We start from the raw sequence: 16,167 nt of genomic DNA on the forward strand, positions 1-16,167 counted from the left end.
TCGCACATTCAAACTGCTATCCCGACAATTTAATAAAATAGTTATGGATAGATTATGCGCTTTTTTTCAAACAAAACAGCCACATTGAGTGTTTGCTTTTTATTGCTTGGCACGGGTTTTATGCTGATAGAAAACAGTGTGTATCAATATGTTGATCATAATGGTGTTCTACATGAAAGCGTGTTTATGCCCTTGAGCATACTGTGTTTTGCTTTGGGAGTTCTTTTTGTGGTTAGTTTGTTAGCCCGAAAAGTATTCGGGCTATTTAAAAGTGCTAGGGCAGGTGGGTATTAAAAGCTGCTGTTATTACTCATTATTTAAATTAGCGGGTTCTAATAAATTAAATGTTGGTAAGCGCCACTTAAAGCGTACCGATGCCATTCGAATTAAATAGCCTACTACTAAACTTGCAACCACGCTGATATTGTCATCAATATTGTAGTGGTGTAGCGCTAAGTATAAACACGCGACTATAAGCGCTACGCTTGCGTAAAGTTCATGATGAAGTACTAATGGTGCTTGGCGACAAATTAAATCACGCAACAGTCCACCAAATACACCTGTTACTATAGCTGCGACCACACAAATTCCATAGTGCAAACCCATATTAAGTCCAACTTGGCAGCCAATAATACTAAACGCAGCAAGCCCTAGTGCATCTAGGCGCATAAATATGCCTTTAAATTTAACCACCCATTTTGCCAACCAAGTGGTAACAATACCGGCTAGGCAAGTGATCAGTAAATATTCTGGGTGTTTTACCCAAGTAAGTGGGTAGTTACCTAATAAAATATCTCGCACGCTACCACCACCAATAGCTGTGGCACTGGCTACTAACATAACACCAAACCAATCCATGTTTCTGCGCCCAGCGCTAAGAGCACCGGTCATGGCTTCTGCTGTAATACCTATAATGTAAACGATGGTTAATAGCATGAGATGATCGCTTGAAGTTTTAACAATAAAATAAAAACAGGATTGTAGTGATAAAAGCATGCATTGACGAGTGAAAAATTACATTAAAAACAGCTGCTTTCAGATTAAAAAAACTAATGTGATAGCGAGGTGTGAATAGCCTGTTAATGTTACGAAAGCACCAGCTTTAGTATTGAAAGCAAAAAGGACAAATGACCGTAAAAATGCAATAAAGCCTGAATTAATTTAAGGTAAAAGAGCGCTGTTGTCTTTAATTTTGTTGCTTCTTAAAAGCGGTTTTATTGAATGAATTAACTTGAGCCACGTGCGATTAAACGCGGTGGTAGTAGGGTGCTTTGAACTTGTTCACCCCTAATGAGCTTTAATAGGTTTTCAACCAACATTTGCCCAGCAATAGTGGTATTTTGCTCTATGGTTGTCAGCGGCGGATTAATGTAACTGGCAATAGATATATTATCAAAGCCGATTACGGCTACATCTTTTGGCACGTTAATATTGGCTTCTTTTAATGCCCGTATTGCGCCTATTGCTATAAGGTCGCTGGCAGCAAAAAGTGCATTAAAGGTGATGTTATTAGCAATTAACGAACGAGTGGCATGATAGCCAGACTCTTCGGTAGAGATAGCATTGGCAATTTTACGCTCATTAAGTGTAATGCCGTTTTGTTGTAACGCGTCTTTAAAGCCATTAAAGCGGGCAAAAAATTCGGGGCTATGATCAGAGGCATCGCCTATAAACGCGCAGTCTTTTCGGCTATGTGCCAATAAATGCTCAGCGGCGAGTTTACCGCCGCCATAATTATCGCAACTTATGGTTAAATCAGGGCGGTTATCAACACTTGCTCCCCAGCAAACAAATTTGGTGTTTTGTTCAAGTAAGGTGTTAAATTTAGGCTGAAAATCTATGTAGTCGCCATAACCTAATAAAATGATGCCATCTGCACGGTGACTGTCTTCGTAATCTGCCTGCCAATCAGCACTGGCAGATTGAAATGACACGAGTAAATCGTAACCCTCTTTAGCGCAGGCACGAGTAATACTGCCCAGCATGGCTAAAAAAAACGGATTGATTTGCGATTCATCTGAGGTCGGATCTTCAAACAACAATAAAGCTAGGGTGCTACTTTGTTGAGTGCGCAGGTTACTGGCGTTTTTATCAACTTTGTAATTAAGCTTTTTGGCAATGTCATGAACCCGCCTTCGGGTTTCATCATTTACCAAGGGACTATTTCGTAAAGCACGAGAAACTGTAGATTGAGACACCCCAGCATAGTGGGCTATATCAAATGAGGTGGCTTTACCTTTCATCACGATTACTTATTTAAGAGGACAATAAGGGGCTATTCTCGTTTATTAGTGATTTTTTTCAAGCTTATTTGTCAATAAAGGCATTTTTTTATTGATTTTTTCATGACACCGGTGTCACAATAAGGACGTTTTATCATTTTGTTGTCAAAACGTATTAGCTACCTTTATTATTAAAGGTAGCCTTTTTTACAGTGATAGCTGCTTTGAGGTGATAGCTCAAAGTAAATAAGTATCAATGATACCCCATTAAAATAATAAGTACTCATTACTTAAACAAAAGAGATAACACTATGGGTTTACACTCTAGCACACACTTTGATCCAATTCTGGTTGCCGATATTGGCGGCACAAATGCTCGCTTTGCGTTGATCACGGGGTTTGATGAATCAAGTAATCAATTTACCATTGAGCATAATCATACGTTTCCAAGTGCTAATTATGGTTCCCTCGAAAGTGCTACCGAGTATTACTTATCAACAGTGTCTCATATAAATCCTAAACGCGCATGCCTAGCAGTGGCAGGCCCAATCAACGCAGGCCAAGTTCACTTAACTAACTTAGGTTGGCACTTTAGCGTTAATGATTTCAAACAGCATTTTGACCTTGAACAATTAAGCGTAATAAACGACTTCGCTGCATTCGCTTACGCCGCTCCGTATTTAGATCCTTCTCAAAACGTAACCGTTAAACCTGGCCAAGCAGACGACACAGCAAATATTGGTGTAATGGGCCCAGGTACAGGCTTTGGTGCAGCGTGTTTAGTAAGAACTGCACATTCGTGTGCGGTAATGAGTTCAGAAGGTGGTCATATTTCTCTAGCGGCAGTAAATGAACTTGACGCTCAGCTTATTCAAGCACTTAAGAAAGACCACCCACATGTATCGGTAGAAACTGTGTTTTCTGGACCAGGCATTGCTCATTTGTACAAAGCAATGGCTGCAGTTAAAGGGGTCGCCGCAAAGAATTTAGACGCTGCACAAATTAGTAGCTTAGCCAACAGCGGTGAATGTGAAGTATGTGAGGCAACGCTTAATCAGTTTTGTGATTGGATTGGCAGTGTAGCAGGCGACTTAGCGCTTGCTTATGGTGCTCTTGGTGGCCTTTATATTGGCGGTGGCATATTACCAAGAATGCAGGCTCGTTTACTGGAAAGCCGCTTCATTGAGCGCTTTTCACAAAAGGGCATAATGTCGCAATATACAGGTCAAATTCCGGTCACATTAGTAACACAAGACAACATTCCTTTAATTGGTGCTGCCGCGTGTTTGCATACGAGTCAACAGGTTTAATTACGTTGCATACATTTGGAAATAAATAGATGAAAAAAGTCACTATAAATAGCGTTGCTAGTTATGCCGGTGTATCTAAAAAAACGGTATCGCGCGTACTGAATAACGAACCAAATGTGAGCGCGGCCACCCGCGAGAAAGTATTGGCGGTATTTAAGGAGCTTGATTACACACCTAATCCCATTGCTCGAGGGCTTGCACAAAACCGTAGTTTTATTATTGGTTGTTTATACGATAACCCAAGTAAAAGTTATATTACTCGGGTGCAAACAGGCGCATTAGCTGCTTGCCAAGAAAACAACTATAACTTGCTGATTCACCCTTGTGAGCTCAGAGGTGATGCACTTATTAATAATATAGAGCAGCTATTACAGTCATCACGCCTTGATGGTTTAGTACTTACGCCACCATTTTGTGACTTTTCAGAACTGGTTGATTTTTTAAAGTCGAAAAAAATTCCTTATGCTCGAGTGGCTTCTGCTATTTTAGAAGATGACTCTATTTCTGTTACCAGTAATGACGAGCAGGGCGCATTTGAAATTACCGAGCACTTAATAAACCTAGGGCATACCTCTATCGCGTTTATTAAAGGTCACCCAGATCACAGTGCTACACAGCAGCGTTTTAAAGGCTACAGGCGCGCATTAGCAAGCCATGGTATTGAATTTAACGAACGCTTAGTTGAAGAGGGTAACTTTAGTTATCACTCAGGGGTAGACAGTGCGCGTAGTATTTTAGATTTATCGCCACGACCTACTGCTGTATTTGCATCGAATGATTACATGGCAGCCGCCGTTCTTAAATTAGCTACACAGCGTAATTTACGTGTACCAGATGACATTTCTATTGCTGGCTTTGATAACGCTCCCATAGCGCGTCATATTTGGCCCGGACTAACTACTATAGCGCAACCCGTAGAAGAGATGACTAAACAGGCTGTTACCCAGTTAATTACCCATATTATTGAGCCACAAGAGTCGCCTTATAAGGTGATTTTAGAAGCAAAATTAATCACGCGAGAGTCAACCGCAGCCGTAAAATAAAACCGCTTTTTCACAGTAGCCCGAGTATGAGTGACGCTTACTCGGGCTTTTTTTATCTGCATTTTTAACCTTCATTATTTGCCGCTAATATTTCACTAAAAATTCACGTTTATTTATTGCACATGTTAAAAAAAATGACTATTTTTATTACTCAGGGTTGACACCGGTGTCATTGTCATGCGTTAATACCCTGACACCGGTGTCAGGGTTGTTGTGAGAGGCTCCCTGGTAGCGTACCTTTGAACGGGTAAGTCAAAGATGCTCAGTACAGTTATTTTCGTGGAGTCTATAATTGTTACTGAGCCTTTATCCTCTAACGAATAGAGATGAGTAAAATTATGTTGCACCCTCGAATTCAAGAAGTCACAGAACGCGTTATTGAGCGCAGTAAACAAACCCGTCAAGCCTATTTAGATCGTATTTCGCACGCAAAAAAACAAACAAGAGTTCGTGCTGGTTTAGGCTGTGGCAATATTGCCCATGTTATGGCTGCGTGCAGCAGCGATGACAAAGCGCGTTTAAAAGCAGATGAGGTGCCAAACCTTGCAATTATTAATTCATACAACGACATGTTATCTGCGCATGTGCCTTACAAAGAATACCCAGATTTAATTAAAAGCATTGCCACTAAATTTGACGCGACCGCGCAAGTTGCTGGCGGTGTACCTGCGATGTGTGATGGCGTTACCCAAGGTCGTGACGGCATGGAACTATCGCTTTTCTCTCGTGACGTTATTGCTATGTCTACTGCTGTTTCTTTATCGCATGACGTATTTGATGGTGTGTTTTGTTTAGGTGTGTGTGACAAAATTGTTCCTGGCTTATTAATTGGTGCTTTATCATTTGGTCACTTACCTGTGTATTTTTTACCAGCAGGACCAATGCAGTCAGGTATTCCAAACAAAGACAAAGCACGCGTGCGTCAGAAGTTTGCCCAAGGTTTAGTATCTCGCGATGAGTTATTAGAGGCGGAAAGTGCTTCTTATCACAGCGCGGGTACGTGTACGTTTTATGGCACTGCAAATTCAAACCAAATGTTAATGGAAATTATGGGCTTACACTTACCAGGTAGCTCGTTTATCAATCCATACACAGAATTGCGTGATGGCTTAACGGGTAATGCAGTTGAAACCATGCTCAAGCAGCTTACAGAAAACAAAGATGGCCCGTGTTTAGCGGATGTGATCAGCGAAAAAACCATTATTAATGGTCTCGTTGGTTTGCTATCAACTGGTGGCTCAACCAACCATGCAATCCATATTGTGGCAATTGCAAAAGCGGCTGGTATTCAGCTTACGTGGAAAGACATGTCTGATTTATCCGCTGTTGTACCACTACTGACACGTATCTACCCTAACGGCTCTGCTGATGTGAACCATTTCCAAGCAGCTGGTGGTATGGGTTTCTTAATGCGTGAATTAGCAGGTGCTGGTTACCTACATACAGATGTAACCACTATTTTAGGCGAAGGTCTTGCACCTTACATGTGTGAGCCGCTACTCGATAAAGACGATAACTTGATTATGAGTGATGCCAATGGCCCTAGTAAAGTTAAATGGGTTGCGTGTCCTGAAAACTCACATGATGAAGAAGTACTTCGTCCTGTAAGTAATCCATTTAGCAAGCAAGGTGGTTTACAGCTACTAACTGGTAACTTAGGTAAGGCGGTTATTAAAGTATCAGCCGTTGCAGAATCTCATCAAGTGGTGTCAGCACCAGCTAAAGTATTTAGCTCACAAGGTGAGTTACAAGACGCTTATACCCGTGGTGAGCTTAACCAAGATTTCATTGCTGTTCTTAAAGAGCAAGGCCCTAAGGCTAAAGGCATGCCAGAGCTTCATAAGCTCACGCCGGTAATGGCAACATTACAAGATCAGGGCTACAAAGTGGCTATTGTTACTGACGGACGTATGTCGGGTGCATCAGGCAAAGTTCCTGCGGCAATCCACTTAGCACCTGAAGCAGTTGAAGGCGGCATTATAGCTAAAATCCATGAAGGCGATATTGTTACTTTAGATGCGCCAAATGGTATTTTAAAACTGCATGTAAGCGACGAAGATCTTGCACAGCGTGAGCTACAAATTAGCCAAGCTAGCCAAACATTTGGTACAGGCCGTGAATTATTTACTGGATTTAGAAATATCGTAAGCAGTGCCGATTTAGGTGCAAGTGCTTTTGGACTTGAATAATAATTAGCCATATTGGGTAATGAGGAACAAGTAATGAGTATTGAAAAAATCTTAGCATTGGCACCCGTTGTGCCAGTGGTGGTAATCGAAAAACTAGAAGATGCCGCACCACTTGCAAGAGCGTTGTACAACGGTGGCTTAAAAGCACTTGAAATTACACTACGTACACCAATTGCTGCACAAGCTGTAAAGTTAATGAAAGCTGAAGTACCAGAGGCCTATGTAGGTACTGGCACTGTGGTTGATAAAGCAAGCTTTAACGCGTCAGTAGAAGCGGGCGCTGACTTTATGGTGAGCCCAGGCGTAAGCGATGAACTATTAGCATTGGCAAAAGAGTCAAGTATTCCTTTTTTACCCGGTGCAGCAACCCCAAGCGAAGTGATGAACTTAGCAGCGCACGGCTTTAAATTTTTAAAGTTTTTTCCTGCAGAAGCCGCAGGCGGAACTGCGATGATTAAGTCGATTGGCGGCCCATTACCTGATATTACTTTTTGTCCAACCGGTGGCATTAGTTTAGCTACTGCGCCTAATTACTTAGCACTTAACAATGTTATTTGTGTAGGTGGTACGTGGATGTTAGACAAACAACTTATTGAAAATAAAGACTGGCAAGCTATTGAAACGCTTGCTCGCCAAGCATGTGAAGTTAATAGGAGTCAAAAATGATTAATGTAGCAATTAATGGCTACGGCCGTATCGGTCGTAATGTATTGCGTGCACTGTATGAATCAGCGCAAAATAATGAAATTAAAATTGTGGCTATTAACGATTTAGCCCCAGCCAATGTAAATGCTCATCTGACTCAGTTTGACTCAGTACATGGTCGTTTTTCACAGCAAGTAACACTTAAAGATAACACTATGCTAATTGGCGATGATGTGATCACGCTAACGCAAGAACGTGACCCTGCTAATTTACCGTGGAAAGAACTAAATGTTGATATCGTACTTGAATGTACGGGGCTATTTACTTCTCGCGAAGCAGCTAATAAGCATATTAAAGCGGGCGCGAAAAAAGTAGTGGTATCGGCTCCTGGTACTGATATGGATGCTACAGTAGTACACGGTGTAAATAGCGATGTAATTAATGCCGATAGCAACATTATTTCTAATGCTTCATGTACAACCAATTGTTTAGCGCCTGTTGCTAAAGCAATTAACGATACAGTAGGAATTGAACAAGGTAGCATGACCACCATTCATGCTTACACCAACGATCAAAACTTATCTGACGTATACCACCCAGATTTATACCGCGCGCGTAGTGCGACTCAATCTATGATCCCAACTAAAACGGGCGCAGCGAAAGCAGTTGGTTTAGTACTGCCTGAACTTGCCGGTAAATTAGATGGCATGGCGGTACGTGTACCAACAATTAATGTGTCGTTAGTTGATTTAACATTTATTGCTAAGCGTGACACAAGTATTGAAGAAATTAACCAAGTAGTTAAAGATGCTGCGTTTGGCTCTATGAAAGGTATTTTAGAGTACAATGAGCTGCCGCTTGTTTCTATCGACTTTAACCATAACCCAGCATCATCAATTTTTGATGCAACGCAAACGCGTGCTGATGGTAAATTAGTTAAAGTAATGGCGTGGTACGACAACGAATGGGGTTTCTCAAACCGCATGTTAGATCAAGTTAAAGCGCTGGGTGCTTATTTATAATTTTTCCGTGTAGTTAAATTTTACTTTATCCAGCCAAGCCACGCACTGCGTGGCTTTTTTTGTGTTTTAGTTAGCCCAAAATTTGCTAGAATGTGCGCATTAGAATAGGGAACTGCATGCCATATTAAGGAAAATAATGCTAAAACACGTCACTAAAAAAATATTTCGTACTAGTCACCTGCAAATTGGTGAGGGTAATATCAGCGGTTATATTGCTTGCTTTTTGGCAATATTAAGTTGCTTAGGAGTGCTTGCATTCCACTTTCCGGAATATTTAACGACTCCAGAATTACGTAAAAGCTATAGCGTCGACTTTTTACGTCAGCTCATGTTTGTTGCTCTTATTATTTCCGGTAGCTTAGGGTTACTTAATTTTGTACGAAATACGAATAAGCGTTTGGGTGCCACTGCGTGGTTTTTTATTGTACTGGCCATTAGCTTTGGTGGCCCGAATGTTGAAGTGAATGACTTTGCAGATAACACTCCTTATATTGGCCTAGATTGGTTTATATTAGACTTACTAGGCTCTACCTTAATTTTTATTTTAATTGAAAAACTACTTCCGCATCGAAAAGAGCAAAAAATACTTCGTAGTGAATGGCGCGGGGATTTAAACCACTTCTTTGTTAATCACTTAATAGTGGGCTTTGTATTACTGGTTACTAATCATTTTGTTCATTATGGTTTTGGTTGGGCGGTTTCGAGCACACTGCAAGCTTACATAGCGCAAATGCCGTTTATACTACAGCTATTTTTAATTATTTTGGTGGCTGATTTAATGCAGTATTGGACGCATCGTGCGTATCACGAAGTGCCATTTATGTGGCGATTTCATGGTGTGCATCACAGTGCCAAAGAAATGGATTGGCTCGCAGGCTCTCGTCAGCATATTTTAGAAATACTGATCACCCGTAGTTTAGTGTTAACCCCTATATTTGTGCTGGGGTTTTCACAGCAAATAATCAGCTTATATGTAGTTATTGTTGGTTTTCAAGCCGTATTTAATCATGCTAACGTGAATGTAAAATTTGGGTGGTTGAAATATTTTATGGTTACTCCGCAGTTTCACCATTGGCATCACGCATCCGATAAAGCTGCCATTGATCGAAATTATGCAGCCCATTTCTCGTTTTTAGATTATTTATTTGGTACTGCGGTAAAAGGCCAAGCAGAGTGGCCTAAAGAATATGGTGTTGTCGGGGACTACATGCCTGTAGGTATGCTAAAGCAACAAATTTACCCGTTTAAAAAACAAAAATAGTCTGTAGTTTTAGATTGCGGCCATAAGATCCATGGCCGCAGCAATCATAAAAAGTCAGCTAATACTCTAAGCGTTGGCCGCTGTGCAACATTTTCGCTCATGCATTGCTGCGAAATATGTTGTAAGTGCATTACTTCAGCACTTTGCTCGTGGCAGGTGGTAAGTAAGTCCTCAATTAAACACCCTAAAGCGCGCACTTCTATTAATTGCATTTGTTGACGTTGATAATCACTCAGCATAGTAAGATCAGTAGCTGCGCCAAAATCACCAAACAGAACCCTTGCTTGCGCGTTTACCGTAGTATTGTGCGCATAAATGTCACCATGGCTTATATTGTGTTGGTGCAAGTGTGCCACAGTACTAACCATTTGCTTTGCAATGCTATAAATTGTATCGGCAGAGTAATGGCAATCGCTTTCAAATGTATCACGAGTACAGGTATCAAGGCTGGGAGGTAAGCCTAGATTCGTAAAGCTTGAATCAATTAACTCCATCACTAAACCAAGCTGCTGCTGTTGTTCAATGTAAGCCAGTACTTTAATTAAGTTTGGATGCTCAAGCGCTTGCAAGCAGCAATTAACTTCATCCAGCGGATAACCATCGCTTGTAATACTCCCTTTAAATAACTTAACAGCAACCGGCTCTTTATTTGTTGAATAAGCAAGATGAATAATTCCTGATGCGCCTTGGCCTATTACTTTACTGAGCGAGTAGTCACTCAGTGGTTTATTGGTTAAATTTGATTGGGTAAGGCACTGTGATTTATTAAAGCAATTACCTGCAAATGCAAGCCAAGTAAGCTTAGGAAGTTCAAATAGCCAATCATCAACATGAGTTAATTGATTTGCAGAGAGTCTAATTAGTTCTAAGTTATGGCAGTTTGCCATGCTTGTTGGTAGAGCACTGAGTTGGTTACCTGCCAAAGCCAGCTTTTTAAGCGCAGTGTATTGGCCAAATGTTGCAGGCAGTTTGGCTATTTTATTATCTGTAAGAATAAGCCATTCAATCGCTTTAGGCAGGCTGTTATCTGCAAACTCAGTTATTTGGTTACCTTTAAAGGCAACCATGATAAGAGCGGGGCACTTAGCGAGTATTTTAGGTATATGGTTAAACTGATTAAACGACAAAAACAGTCGTTTTAATTTTGTTAAGCAAGCAAATTCATCAGGTAAATCAGATAAATTGTTATTTGATAAATCCAAGACTTCGAGGGTATCAGCAAGTGTAAAAATTTCTTCAGGAAAGTCGTTTAGCGTTTCAACCAATTGTAGATGTGTTGCACCAAGCAATTGGCCGTTGCGAAGTTGTGAAAGGGTATTCAAAATTAATTAATCCATTTTACATAAAACAAAAAGGCCAACTAAGTTGACCTTTAAACATTATTTGATCTGAACTCTGCTTGAAACAGATTTATTATTCGAAGTTCAGGTTGTTCGCTTAACGATTAAAATTGAGCGTTATGGTACACGTTTTGTACGTCATCACAATCTTCAAGCATGGCTAAAAAGCGCTCCATAACTTCAACGTCTTCGCCTTCAATAGGGGCTTCAACTTGAGGTACAAAGGCAATTAAGTCTTCGTCAAATTCTGTCACACCCATTTCTTCAAGTGCTGTGCGGGTATTGTTGTATTCAGTGTGCGGTGCAAATACGGTCACTTTGCCGTCTTCTACTTCAACGTCGGTAACATCAACATCTGCCATCATCAGTGCTTCAAGTACGGTTTCATCGTCGTCACCGTCAAACACAAAAATAGCAAGGTGATCAAATAAGTGTGAAACTGAGTTTTGTGCGCCAATTTTAGCGTTTGCTTTGGTAAAACATACACGTACATCAGCAAAAGTACGTTTGTTGTTGTCGGTTAAACAGTCAACAATAATCATGCAATTACCTGGGCCGTAACCTTCATAACGCGTGGCTGCATAGTCTTCACCGCCGCCGCCTTTAGCTTTATCAATGGCGCGTTCAATTACGTGAGCCGGTACTTGGTCTTTTTTAGCGCGTTCAATTAAACGACGTAGTGCTAGGTTGCCGTCTGGATCAACACCGCCATTTTTAGCACAAATATAAATTTCTTTACCGTATTTAGAATAAACTTTAGTTTTAGCACCCGCAGTTTTAGCCATTGAATCTTTTTTGTTTTGGTAAGCTCTTCCCATCTGCGTTTCGCCTTAATATGTATAAATAATTGAAAAAAATTGCAAGCCCATATTCTAAAGGTAAATGCGGGGCAGGGCTAGTAAGTATTGTTAGTAGCCAAAAATAAAACAACCCGCATAAGCGGGCTGTTTATTCGTTACAAACGATGAACGGTTGTTAGGGTATTACCAAATACGAACGCGTTCTTCTTCTGGTAGGTATAACTCATCGCCTGGTTTTACATCAAATGCTTTATACCAAGCGTCATGGTTACGAGGTGCTTGTGCTCTAAAGCGACCCGGTGCGTGTGTACCACCACGTAATTGGTTTAACATGCTTTGCTCAGTACGTTTTTCTTTCCATACTTGTGCCCATGCTAAGAAGAAACGTTGATCGCCGGTTACACCGTCAATTACCGGTGCTTCTTTACCATTTAAGCTTAGTTTGTAAGCATGATAAGCCATGGCTAAACCACCCACATCACCAATATTTTCACCTAAACTGTTGCGGCCATTTACAAAGTTACCTGGAATTGGCTCATATTTGCTGTACTGAGCCGCCAGTTTGTCAGCTTTAGCATCAAAAGCAGCACGATCTTCGTCAGTCCACCAGTTACGTTGAATGCCGTTAGCGTCAGATTTTGAGCCTTGATCATCAAAGCCATGGCCCATCTCATGGCCAATTACAGCGCCAATGCCACCGTAGTTTACTGCTGGATCTGCATTTGGATCGAAAAACGGCGGTTGTAATATAGCGGCAGGAAATACAATTTCGTTAAACGAACTATTGTAGTAAGCATTAACACGTTGTGGTGTCATGCCCCAACGATTACGGTCGGTCTTTTTCAGCTCTTTTTCTACACTTTCAGCCTGGAAAAACTCACGCATATTTTTTACATTAGTCATTAAATCATTTTTGCTAATGCTTAAGCCTTCATACGATTGCCATTCATCTGGGTAACCAATTTTTGGCACAAACGCCGCTAATTTTGCACGCGCATTTACTTTTGTTTCTGCGCCCATCCAATCTAAGTTATCAATACGCTCACCAAGTGCTGTGCGTAAGTTTTCAACAAGCTCAGACATTTGTTGCTTAGATGACTCAGGGAAATAACGATCTACGTAAATTTTACCAATTGCAAAGCCCAATGAGCTAGTGCCAGACATTTGGCTGATAGCGCGTTTCCAGCGTGGACGTGGTTCTTGTTGACCATTTAACTCTTTTCCATAAAAGGCAAAGCTAGTGTTAAATATTTCTTCAGATAATAGTCGTGAGTTACCATTAATCGCATGATATGTAAGGTAGTCTTTCCATACGCTTAAATCTTCGTTATTGATTAAGTCAATCATGGCTTTAACAGGTTCAGGCTGCGATACGTTTAATTGTGGTACTTTATAACCTGTTTGTGCAAAGTATAAATCCCAGTTAAATCCTGGGTATTGCGCACTTAACTCATCGCGTTTTACTTGGTTTAGGGTTAAATCACGATTACGGCGTTTTTCACGTGGCCAATGACCTTCTGCAATTTTGGTTTCAAGCGCTAAAATCGCTTGTGCACGCTCTGTGGTATTATCAACCCCTGCAAATTTAAGCATATCGGCAATATGTGCAACATACGCTTTACGGGTTTTTACAAAACGTTCTGCATCTTCAAGGTAGTAAGAACGATCGGGTAAGCCTAAGCCACCTGCGCCTAATGACATTTCGTATTTATTGGGATCTAAACGGTTAAACCACATACCGCCGCCAAGTGGTGCACTCACACCCGTAAGCCAAGATTGGCCAAATACTTTTGCCAAATCATCAGTTGAGGCAACCGAATTGATGTCGTTAAGCAACGGCTTAATTGGCGTTATACCAAGTTTATTAAGCGTCTCGGTATCCATGTACGAATTATAAAAGTCAGCGACCAGTTGCTCTTCGGCGTTTAAGTTTTCACGTGCTGCAATGTCTTCAATAATTTCTTTAACGCGATCTTCACTGCGCTCAGCTAGCGCAGAGAATGCACCGTAGCGGGTTTTATCTGCTGGCATTTCATAGTTGTCGTACCATGAACCACTGGCGTACATGAAGAAATCGTCGCCTGGTTTTACAGCTTCGTTACGCGCAGTTAAATCAACTCCAAACGTGCCTAATTCGGCTTGCTCTGTTACTTGTGGTTTTTCTGCAACTGCTGCTACTTGCTCAGTTTTTGTTGTTTGTGGCTCAGAACAGCCAGTAATAAATGTGGCAGCGAGCGCCGCTGCAATTAAACTCTTTTTCATTATTTTTCCCTATGAATTCACGTTATTTAATTCGTTATATTTTTGTTATAAAAATAGCTACTTGATTGTATTGATAACTTCACTGCAAACAAACCTTTTGAGGTGAATAACCGTACCGGTCGATAAGATGAATGAAATACTAGCAAAATAGCACTCAGATACTTAAATTGTACCCGAGTGGCTTAGTTTATTGCGCCTTTGACTGTTTTTGTTGCAAGGTCCACATATGAGCATATTCACCATTTTGCATGAGTAATTCATCATGTTTACCTTGCTCTACCACTTCTCCCGCCTTAAGCACGATAATAGTATCGGCATCGGTAATTGTTGATAAGCGGTGCGCAATAACAATACTGGTGTGGTTAGAGGCTACTTCTCGCATAGCGTTTAATATGGCCTGCTCAGATTGTGAGTCGAGCGCGGAAGTGGCTTCGTCAAAAATTAAAATCGGCGATTGCTTTAAAATAGCGCGAGCAATAGCAATACGTTGTTTTTCGCCGCCAGAGACTTTTAGTCCGCGTTCACCGACTAAGGTTTTATCGCCTTTATCTAGGCTATTAATAAAGTCTGTTAGATGCGCCATGTTTATGGCTTTGTTTACTTCATCTTCACTGGCGCTGGGTCTGCCGTAGTGAATATTTTCGCGTATGCTGGTATTAAATAACACAGTATCTTGCGGCACTATGGCAATAGCTTTACGCAAACTTGCCAAGGTGACTGTGTTTATGGCTTGATTATCAATTTTAATCGCGCCCGATGAAAGTTCATAAAAACGATATAACAAGCGGGCTAACGAGCTTTTACCTGCGCCACTAGCACCTACAACCGCTACCTTAGCACCAGGATTTACATGAAAACTGACGTTCTTAAGAATAGGGCGTTTACTATCGTAGCTAAAGCTGACATTTTCAAAGCTAATTGCCCCATTTTTGAGTGCTAATTGTTGCGCAGTTTCGCTATCTGCTACTTTGGGTGAGGTATTTAATAACCCAAGCATGTTTTCAAGGTCGGTAAGGGCACGGCGTATTTCTCTATACACAAATCCCAAGAAGTTAAGGGGTAAAAATAATTGGATCATATACGCATTGATCATTACCAGCTCACCAATCGTTAACTCGCCGGTAACCACTTCATTGGCTCCAAGCCACATTAATGCGGTTATAGCACATGCAATGATCTGTGCTTGCCCTGAATTAAGCGCCAGTAACGAGAGTCTGTTTTTTAATCGTGCTTGTTCCCAGGTTGCTAAAAATGTGTCGTAAGTTTGGGCTTCATGCTGTTCATTATTAAAGTATTTTACGGTTTCGTAATTTAATAGACTGTCGATGGCACGGGTGTTACTTTGATTATCAGCAGCGTTTGACTCACGAATAAAGCGGTTTCGCCATTGGGTAACCGTCACGGTAAAAAAAATATAAATAGCCACAGCCAATAGGGTGATTAACGCGAACCAAATAGAAAACAAGGTGCCAAAAATAATCGCTACGGTCATTATTTCAAACAACGTGGGCACAATATTAAACATTAAAAAACGCATTAAAAAGCTTAAGCCACTGGTGCCGCGCTCTATGTCTCGACTTATACCGCCAGTTTGTCTGTCTAAATGAAAGGCTAAATCTAGCGAGTGCAAATGTTTAAACACTTTAAGGCCAATATCTCGCATGGCATGCTCGGTGACTCGCGAAAATACTGCATCGCGTACTTCACCCAAAAATACGCTAGCAAAGCGCAATGCGCCGTACATAACGAGTAATAAAGTAGGGACGAGTAGTAGTGGGTTAATTGATTTATCAACCGAATCAATTATTTCCTTTAAAGCCCATGGCATGAGTAATGTCGCCCCTTTAGCACCGATGAGCGCTAATATGGCAATCAGCACACGGCCTTTAAATTTAGTGATGTAAGGCCAAAGAGTTTGAATGCTTTGTTTTAAATTCATGGCGTCGGGGCGTTTTACTGAACTTTGTCTGGAGCGCATCGAGGATCTCAGTATTTGTTTTTATATAAATTAATTAGCTTAAGAACTGCTATTGTATTTTAATTAGCTGCCCTTATATACTAGCTATCCTTTAT

The 16,167-nt window shown here is 41.0% G+C and carries 13 protein-coding genes; 7 read left to right on the plus strand and 6 right to left on the minus strand.

Annotated elements, in window-relative coordinates; translation table 11 throughout:
- The first annotated feature begins 54 nt into the window (after positions 1-54).
- Complete coding sequence (locus ACNSN2_RS06090) at positions 55-294, plus strand: DUF3955 domain-containing protein (protein ID WP_418608787.1); 240 nt, start codon at positions 55-57, stop codon at positions 292-294.
- Positions 295-306: 12 nt separating this feature from the next.
- Here ACNSN2_RS06090 and ACNSN2_RS06095 read toward each other — a convergent pair whose 3' ends face one another.
- Entirely contained in the window at positions 307-936 is a 630-nt protein-coding gene (locus tag ACNSN2_RS06095; protein WP_010389835.1) for a trimeric intracellular cation channel family protein, read from the minus strand.
- Positions 937-1,226: 290 nt separating this feature from the next.
- On the minus strand, positions 1,227-2,243 hold the full coding sequence (locus tag ACNSN2_RS06100) for a LacI family DNA-binding transcriptional regulator (RefSeq protein WP_010389839.1): 1,017 nt from the start codon (positions 2,241-2,243) through the stop codon (positions 1,227-1,229).
- A 290-nt stretch (positions 2,244-2,533) separates the two neighbouring features.
- On the opposite strand from ACNSN2_RS06100, the gene glk reads away from it, so the two are divergent.
- The 6 genes from glk to ACNSN2_RS06130 all read left to right on the plus strand — a co-directional run bounded on the left by glk (position 2,534) and on the right by ACNSN2_RS06130 (position 9,692).
- Positions 2,534-3,532, plus strand: a complete 999-nt coding sequence (gene glk, locus ACNSN2_RS06105; protein ID WP_055011881.1) for a glucokinase — start codon at positions 2,534-2,536, stop codon at positions 3,530-3,532.
- A gap of 29 nt (positions 3,533-3,561) precedes the next feature.
- Positions 3,562-4,575, plus strand: a complete 1,014-nt coding sequence (locus ACNSN2_RS06110; RefSeq protein ID WP_010389842.1) for a LacI family DNA-binding transcriptional regulator — start codon at positions 3,562-3,564, stop codon at positions 4,573-4,575.
- 338 nt (positions 4,576-4,913) lie between these two features.
- Positions 4,914-6,764 carry a phosphogluconate dehydratase gene (gene edd / locus ACNSN2_RS06115; RefSeq protein ID WP_075169452.1) on the plus strand — a complete coding sequence of 617 codons (1,851 nt, stop codon included), beginning with the start codon at positions 4,914-4,916 and terminating at the stop codon, positions 6,762-6,764.
- A gap of 33 nt (positions 6,765-6,797) precedes the next feature.
- Positions 6,798-7,430 carry a bifunctional 4-hydroxy-2-oxoglutarate aldolase/2-dehydro-3-deoxy-phosphogluconate aldolase gene (gene eda, locus ACNSN2_RS06120; RefSeq protein WP_418608788.1) on the plus strand — a complete coding sequence of 211 codons (633 nt, stop codon included), beginning with the start codon at positions 6,798-6,800 and terminating at the stop codon, positions 7,428-7,430.
- Positions 7,427-8,431, plus strand: coding sequence for a type I glyceraldehyde-3-phosphate dehydrogenase (gene gap, locus ACNSN2_RS06125; protein WP_418608789.1), 1,005 nt, complete (start codon positions 7,427-7,429; stop codon positions 8,429-8,431). The genes eda and gap overlap by 4 nt, the downstream gene beginning before the upstream one ends.
- A gap of 136 nt (positions 8,432-8,567) precedes the next feature.
- Positions 8,568-9,692 carry a sterol desaturase family protein gene (locus ACNSN2_RS06130; RefSeq protein WP_418608790.1) on the plus strand — a complete coding sequence of 375 codons (1,125 nt, stop codon included), beginning with the start codon at positions 8,568-8,570 and terminating at the stop codon, positions 9,690-9,692.
- 44 nt (positions 9,693-9,736) lie between these two features.
- Here ACNSN2_RS06130 and ACNSN2_RS06135 read toward each other — a convergent pair whose 3' ends face one another.
- From ACNSN2_RS06135 to ACNSN2_RS06150, 4 genes are all read right to left on the minus strand, one after another.
- Positions 9,737-11,014, minus strand: a complete 1,278-nt coding sequence (locus tag ACNSN2_RS06135) for a protein kinase (RefSeq protein ID WP_418608791.1) — start codon at positions 11,012-11,014, stop codon at positions 9,737-9,739.
- A 122-nt stretch (positions 11,015-11,136) separates the two neighbouring features.
- Positions 11,137-11,850, minus strand: coding sequence for a YebC/PmpR family DNA-binding transcriptional regulator (locus ACNSN2_RS06140; protein ID WP_008110544.1), 714 nt, complete (start codon positions 11,848-11,850; stop codon positions 11,137-11,139).
- Positions 11,851-12,015: 165 nt separating this feature from the next.
- Positions 12,016-14,094 (minus strand): M13 family metallopeptidase, encoded by a 2,079-nt coding sequence (locus ACNSN2_RS06145; protein WP_418608792.1) that lies wholly within the window; start codon positions 14,092-14,094, stop codon positions 12,016-12,018.
- A gap of 187 nt (positions 14,095-14,281) precedes the next feature.
- Positions 14,282-16,072 carry an ABCB family ABC transporter ATP-binding protein/permease gene (locus tag ACNSN2_RS06150; RefSeq protein WP_418608793.1) on the minus strand — a complete coding sequence of 597 codons (1,791 nt, stop codon included), beginning with the start codon at positions 16,070-16,072 and terminating at the stop codon, positions 14,282-14,284.
- Positions 16,073-16,167: the final 95 nt, after the last annotated feature.

Origin of the sequence: Pseudoalteromonas sp. US3C1013, from assembly GCF_048401115.1 — a bacterium.
GTDB classification, from domain to species: Bacteria; Pseudomonadota; Gammaproteobacteria; order Enterobacterales; family Alteromonadaceae; genus Pseudoalteromonas; species Pseudoalteromonas undina.

Excerpts from the sequence above, each read along its gene's own strand:
- ACNSN2_RS06145 (WP_418608792.1), bottom strand. The coding sequence starts at position 14,094 with ATGAAAAAGAGTTTAATTGCAGCGGCGCTCGCTGCCACATTTATTACT.
- ACNSN2_RS06090 (WP_418608787.1), top strand. The coding sequence starts at position 55 with ATGCGCTTTTTTTCAAACAAAACAGCCACATTGAGTGTTTGCTTTTTA.
- ACNSN2_RS06140 (WP_008110544.1), bottom strand. The coding sequence starts at position 11,850 with ATGGGAAGAGCTTACCAAAACAAAAAAGATTCAATGGCTAAAACTGCG.
- ACNSN2_RS06095 (WP_010389835.1), bottom strand. The coding sequence starts at position 936 with ATGCTATTAACCATCGTTTACATTATAGGTATTACAGCAGAAGCCATG.
- ACNSN2_RS06100 (WP_010389839.1), bottom strand. The coding sequence starts at position 2,243 with ATGAAAGGTAAAGCCACCTCATTTGATATAGCCCACTATGCTGGGGTG.
- edd (WP_075169452.1), top strand. The coding sequence starts at position 4,914 with ATGTTGCACCCTCGAATTCAAGAAGTCACAGAACGCGTTATTGAGCGC.
- ACNSN2_RS06110 (WP_010389842.1), top strand. The coding sequence starts at position 3,562 with ATGAAAAAAGTCACTATAAATAGCGTTGCTAGTTATGCCGGTGTATCT.
- ACNSN2_RS06130 (WP_418608790.1), top strand. The coding sequence starts at position 8,568 with ATGCTAAAACACGTCACTAAAAAAATATTTCGTACTAGTCACCTGCAA.
- gap (WP_418608789.1), top strand. The coding sequence starts at position 7,427 with ATGATTAATGTAGCAATTAATGGCTACGGCCGTATCGGTCGTAATGTA.
- ACNSN2_RS06150 (WP_418608793.1), bottom strand. The coding sequence starts at position 16,072 with ATGCGCTCCAGACAAAGTTCAGTAAAACGCCCCGACGCCATGAATTTA.
- eda (WP_418608788.1), top strand. The coding sequence starts at position 6,798 with ATGAGTATTGAAAAAATCTTAGCATTGGCACCCGTTGTGCCAGTGGTG.
- glk (WP_055011881.1), top strand. The coding sequence starts at position 2,534 with ATGGGTTTACACTCTAGCACACACTTTGATCCAATTCTGGTTGCCGAT.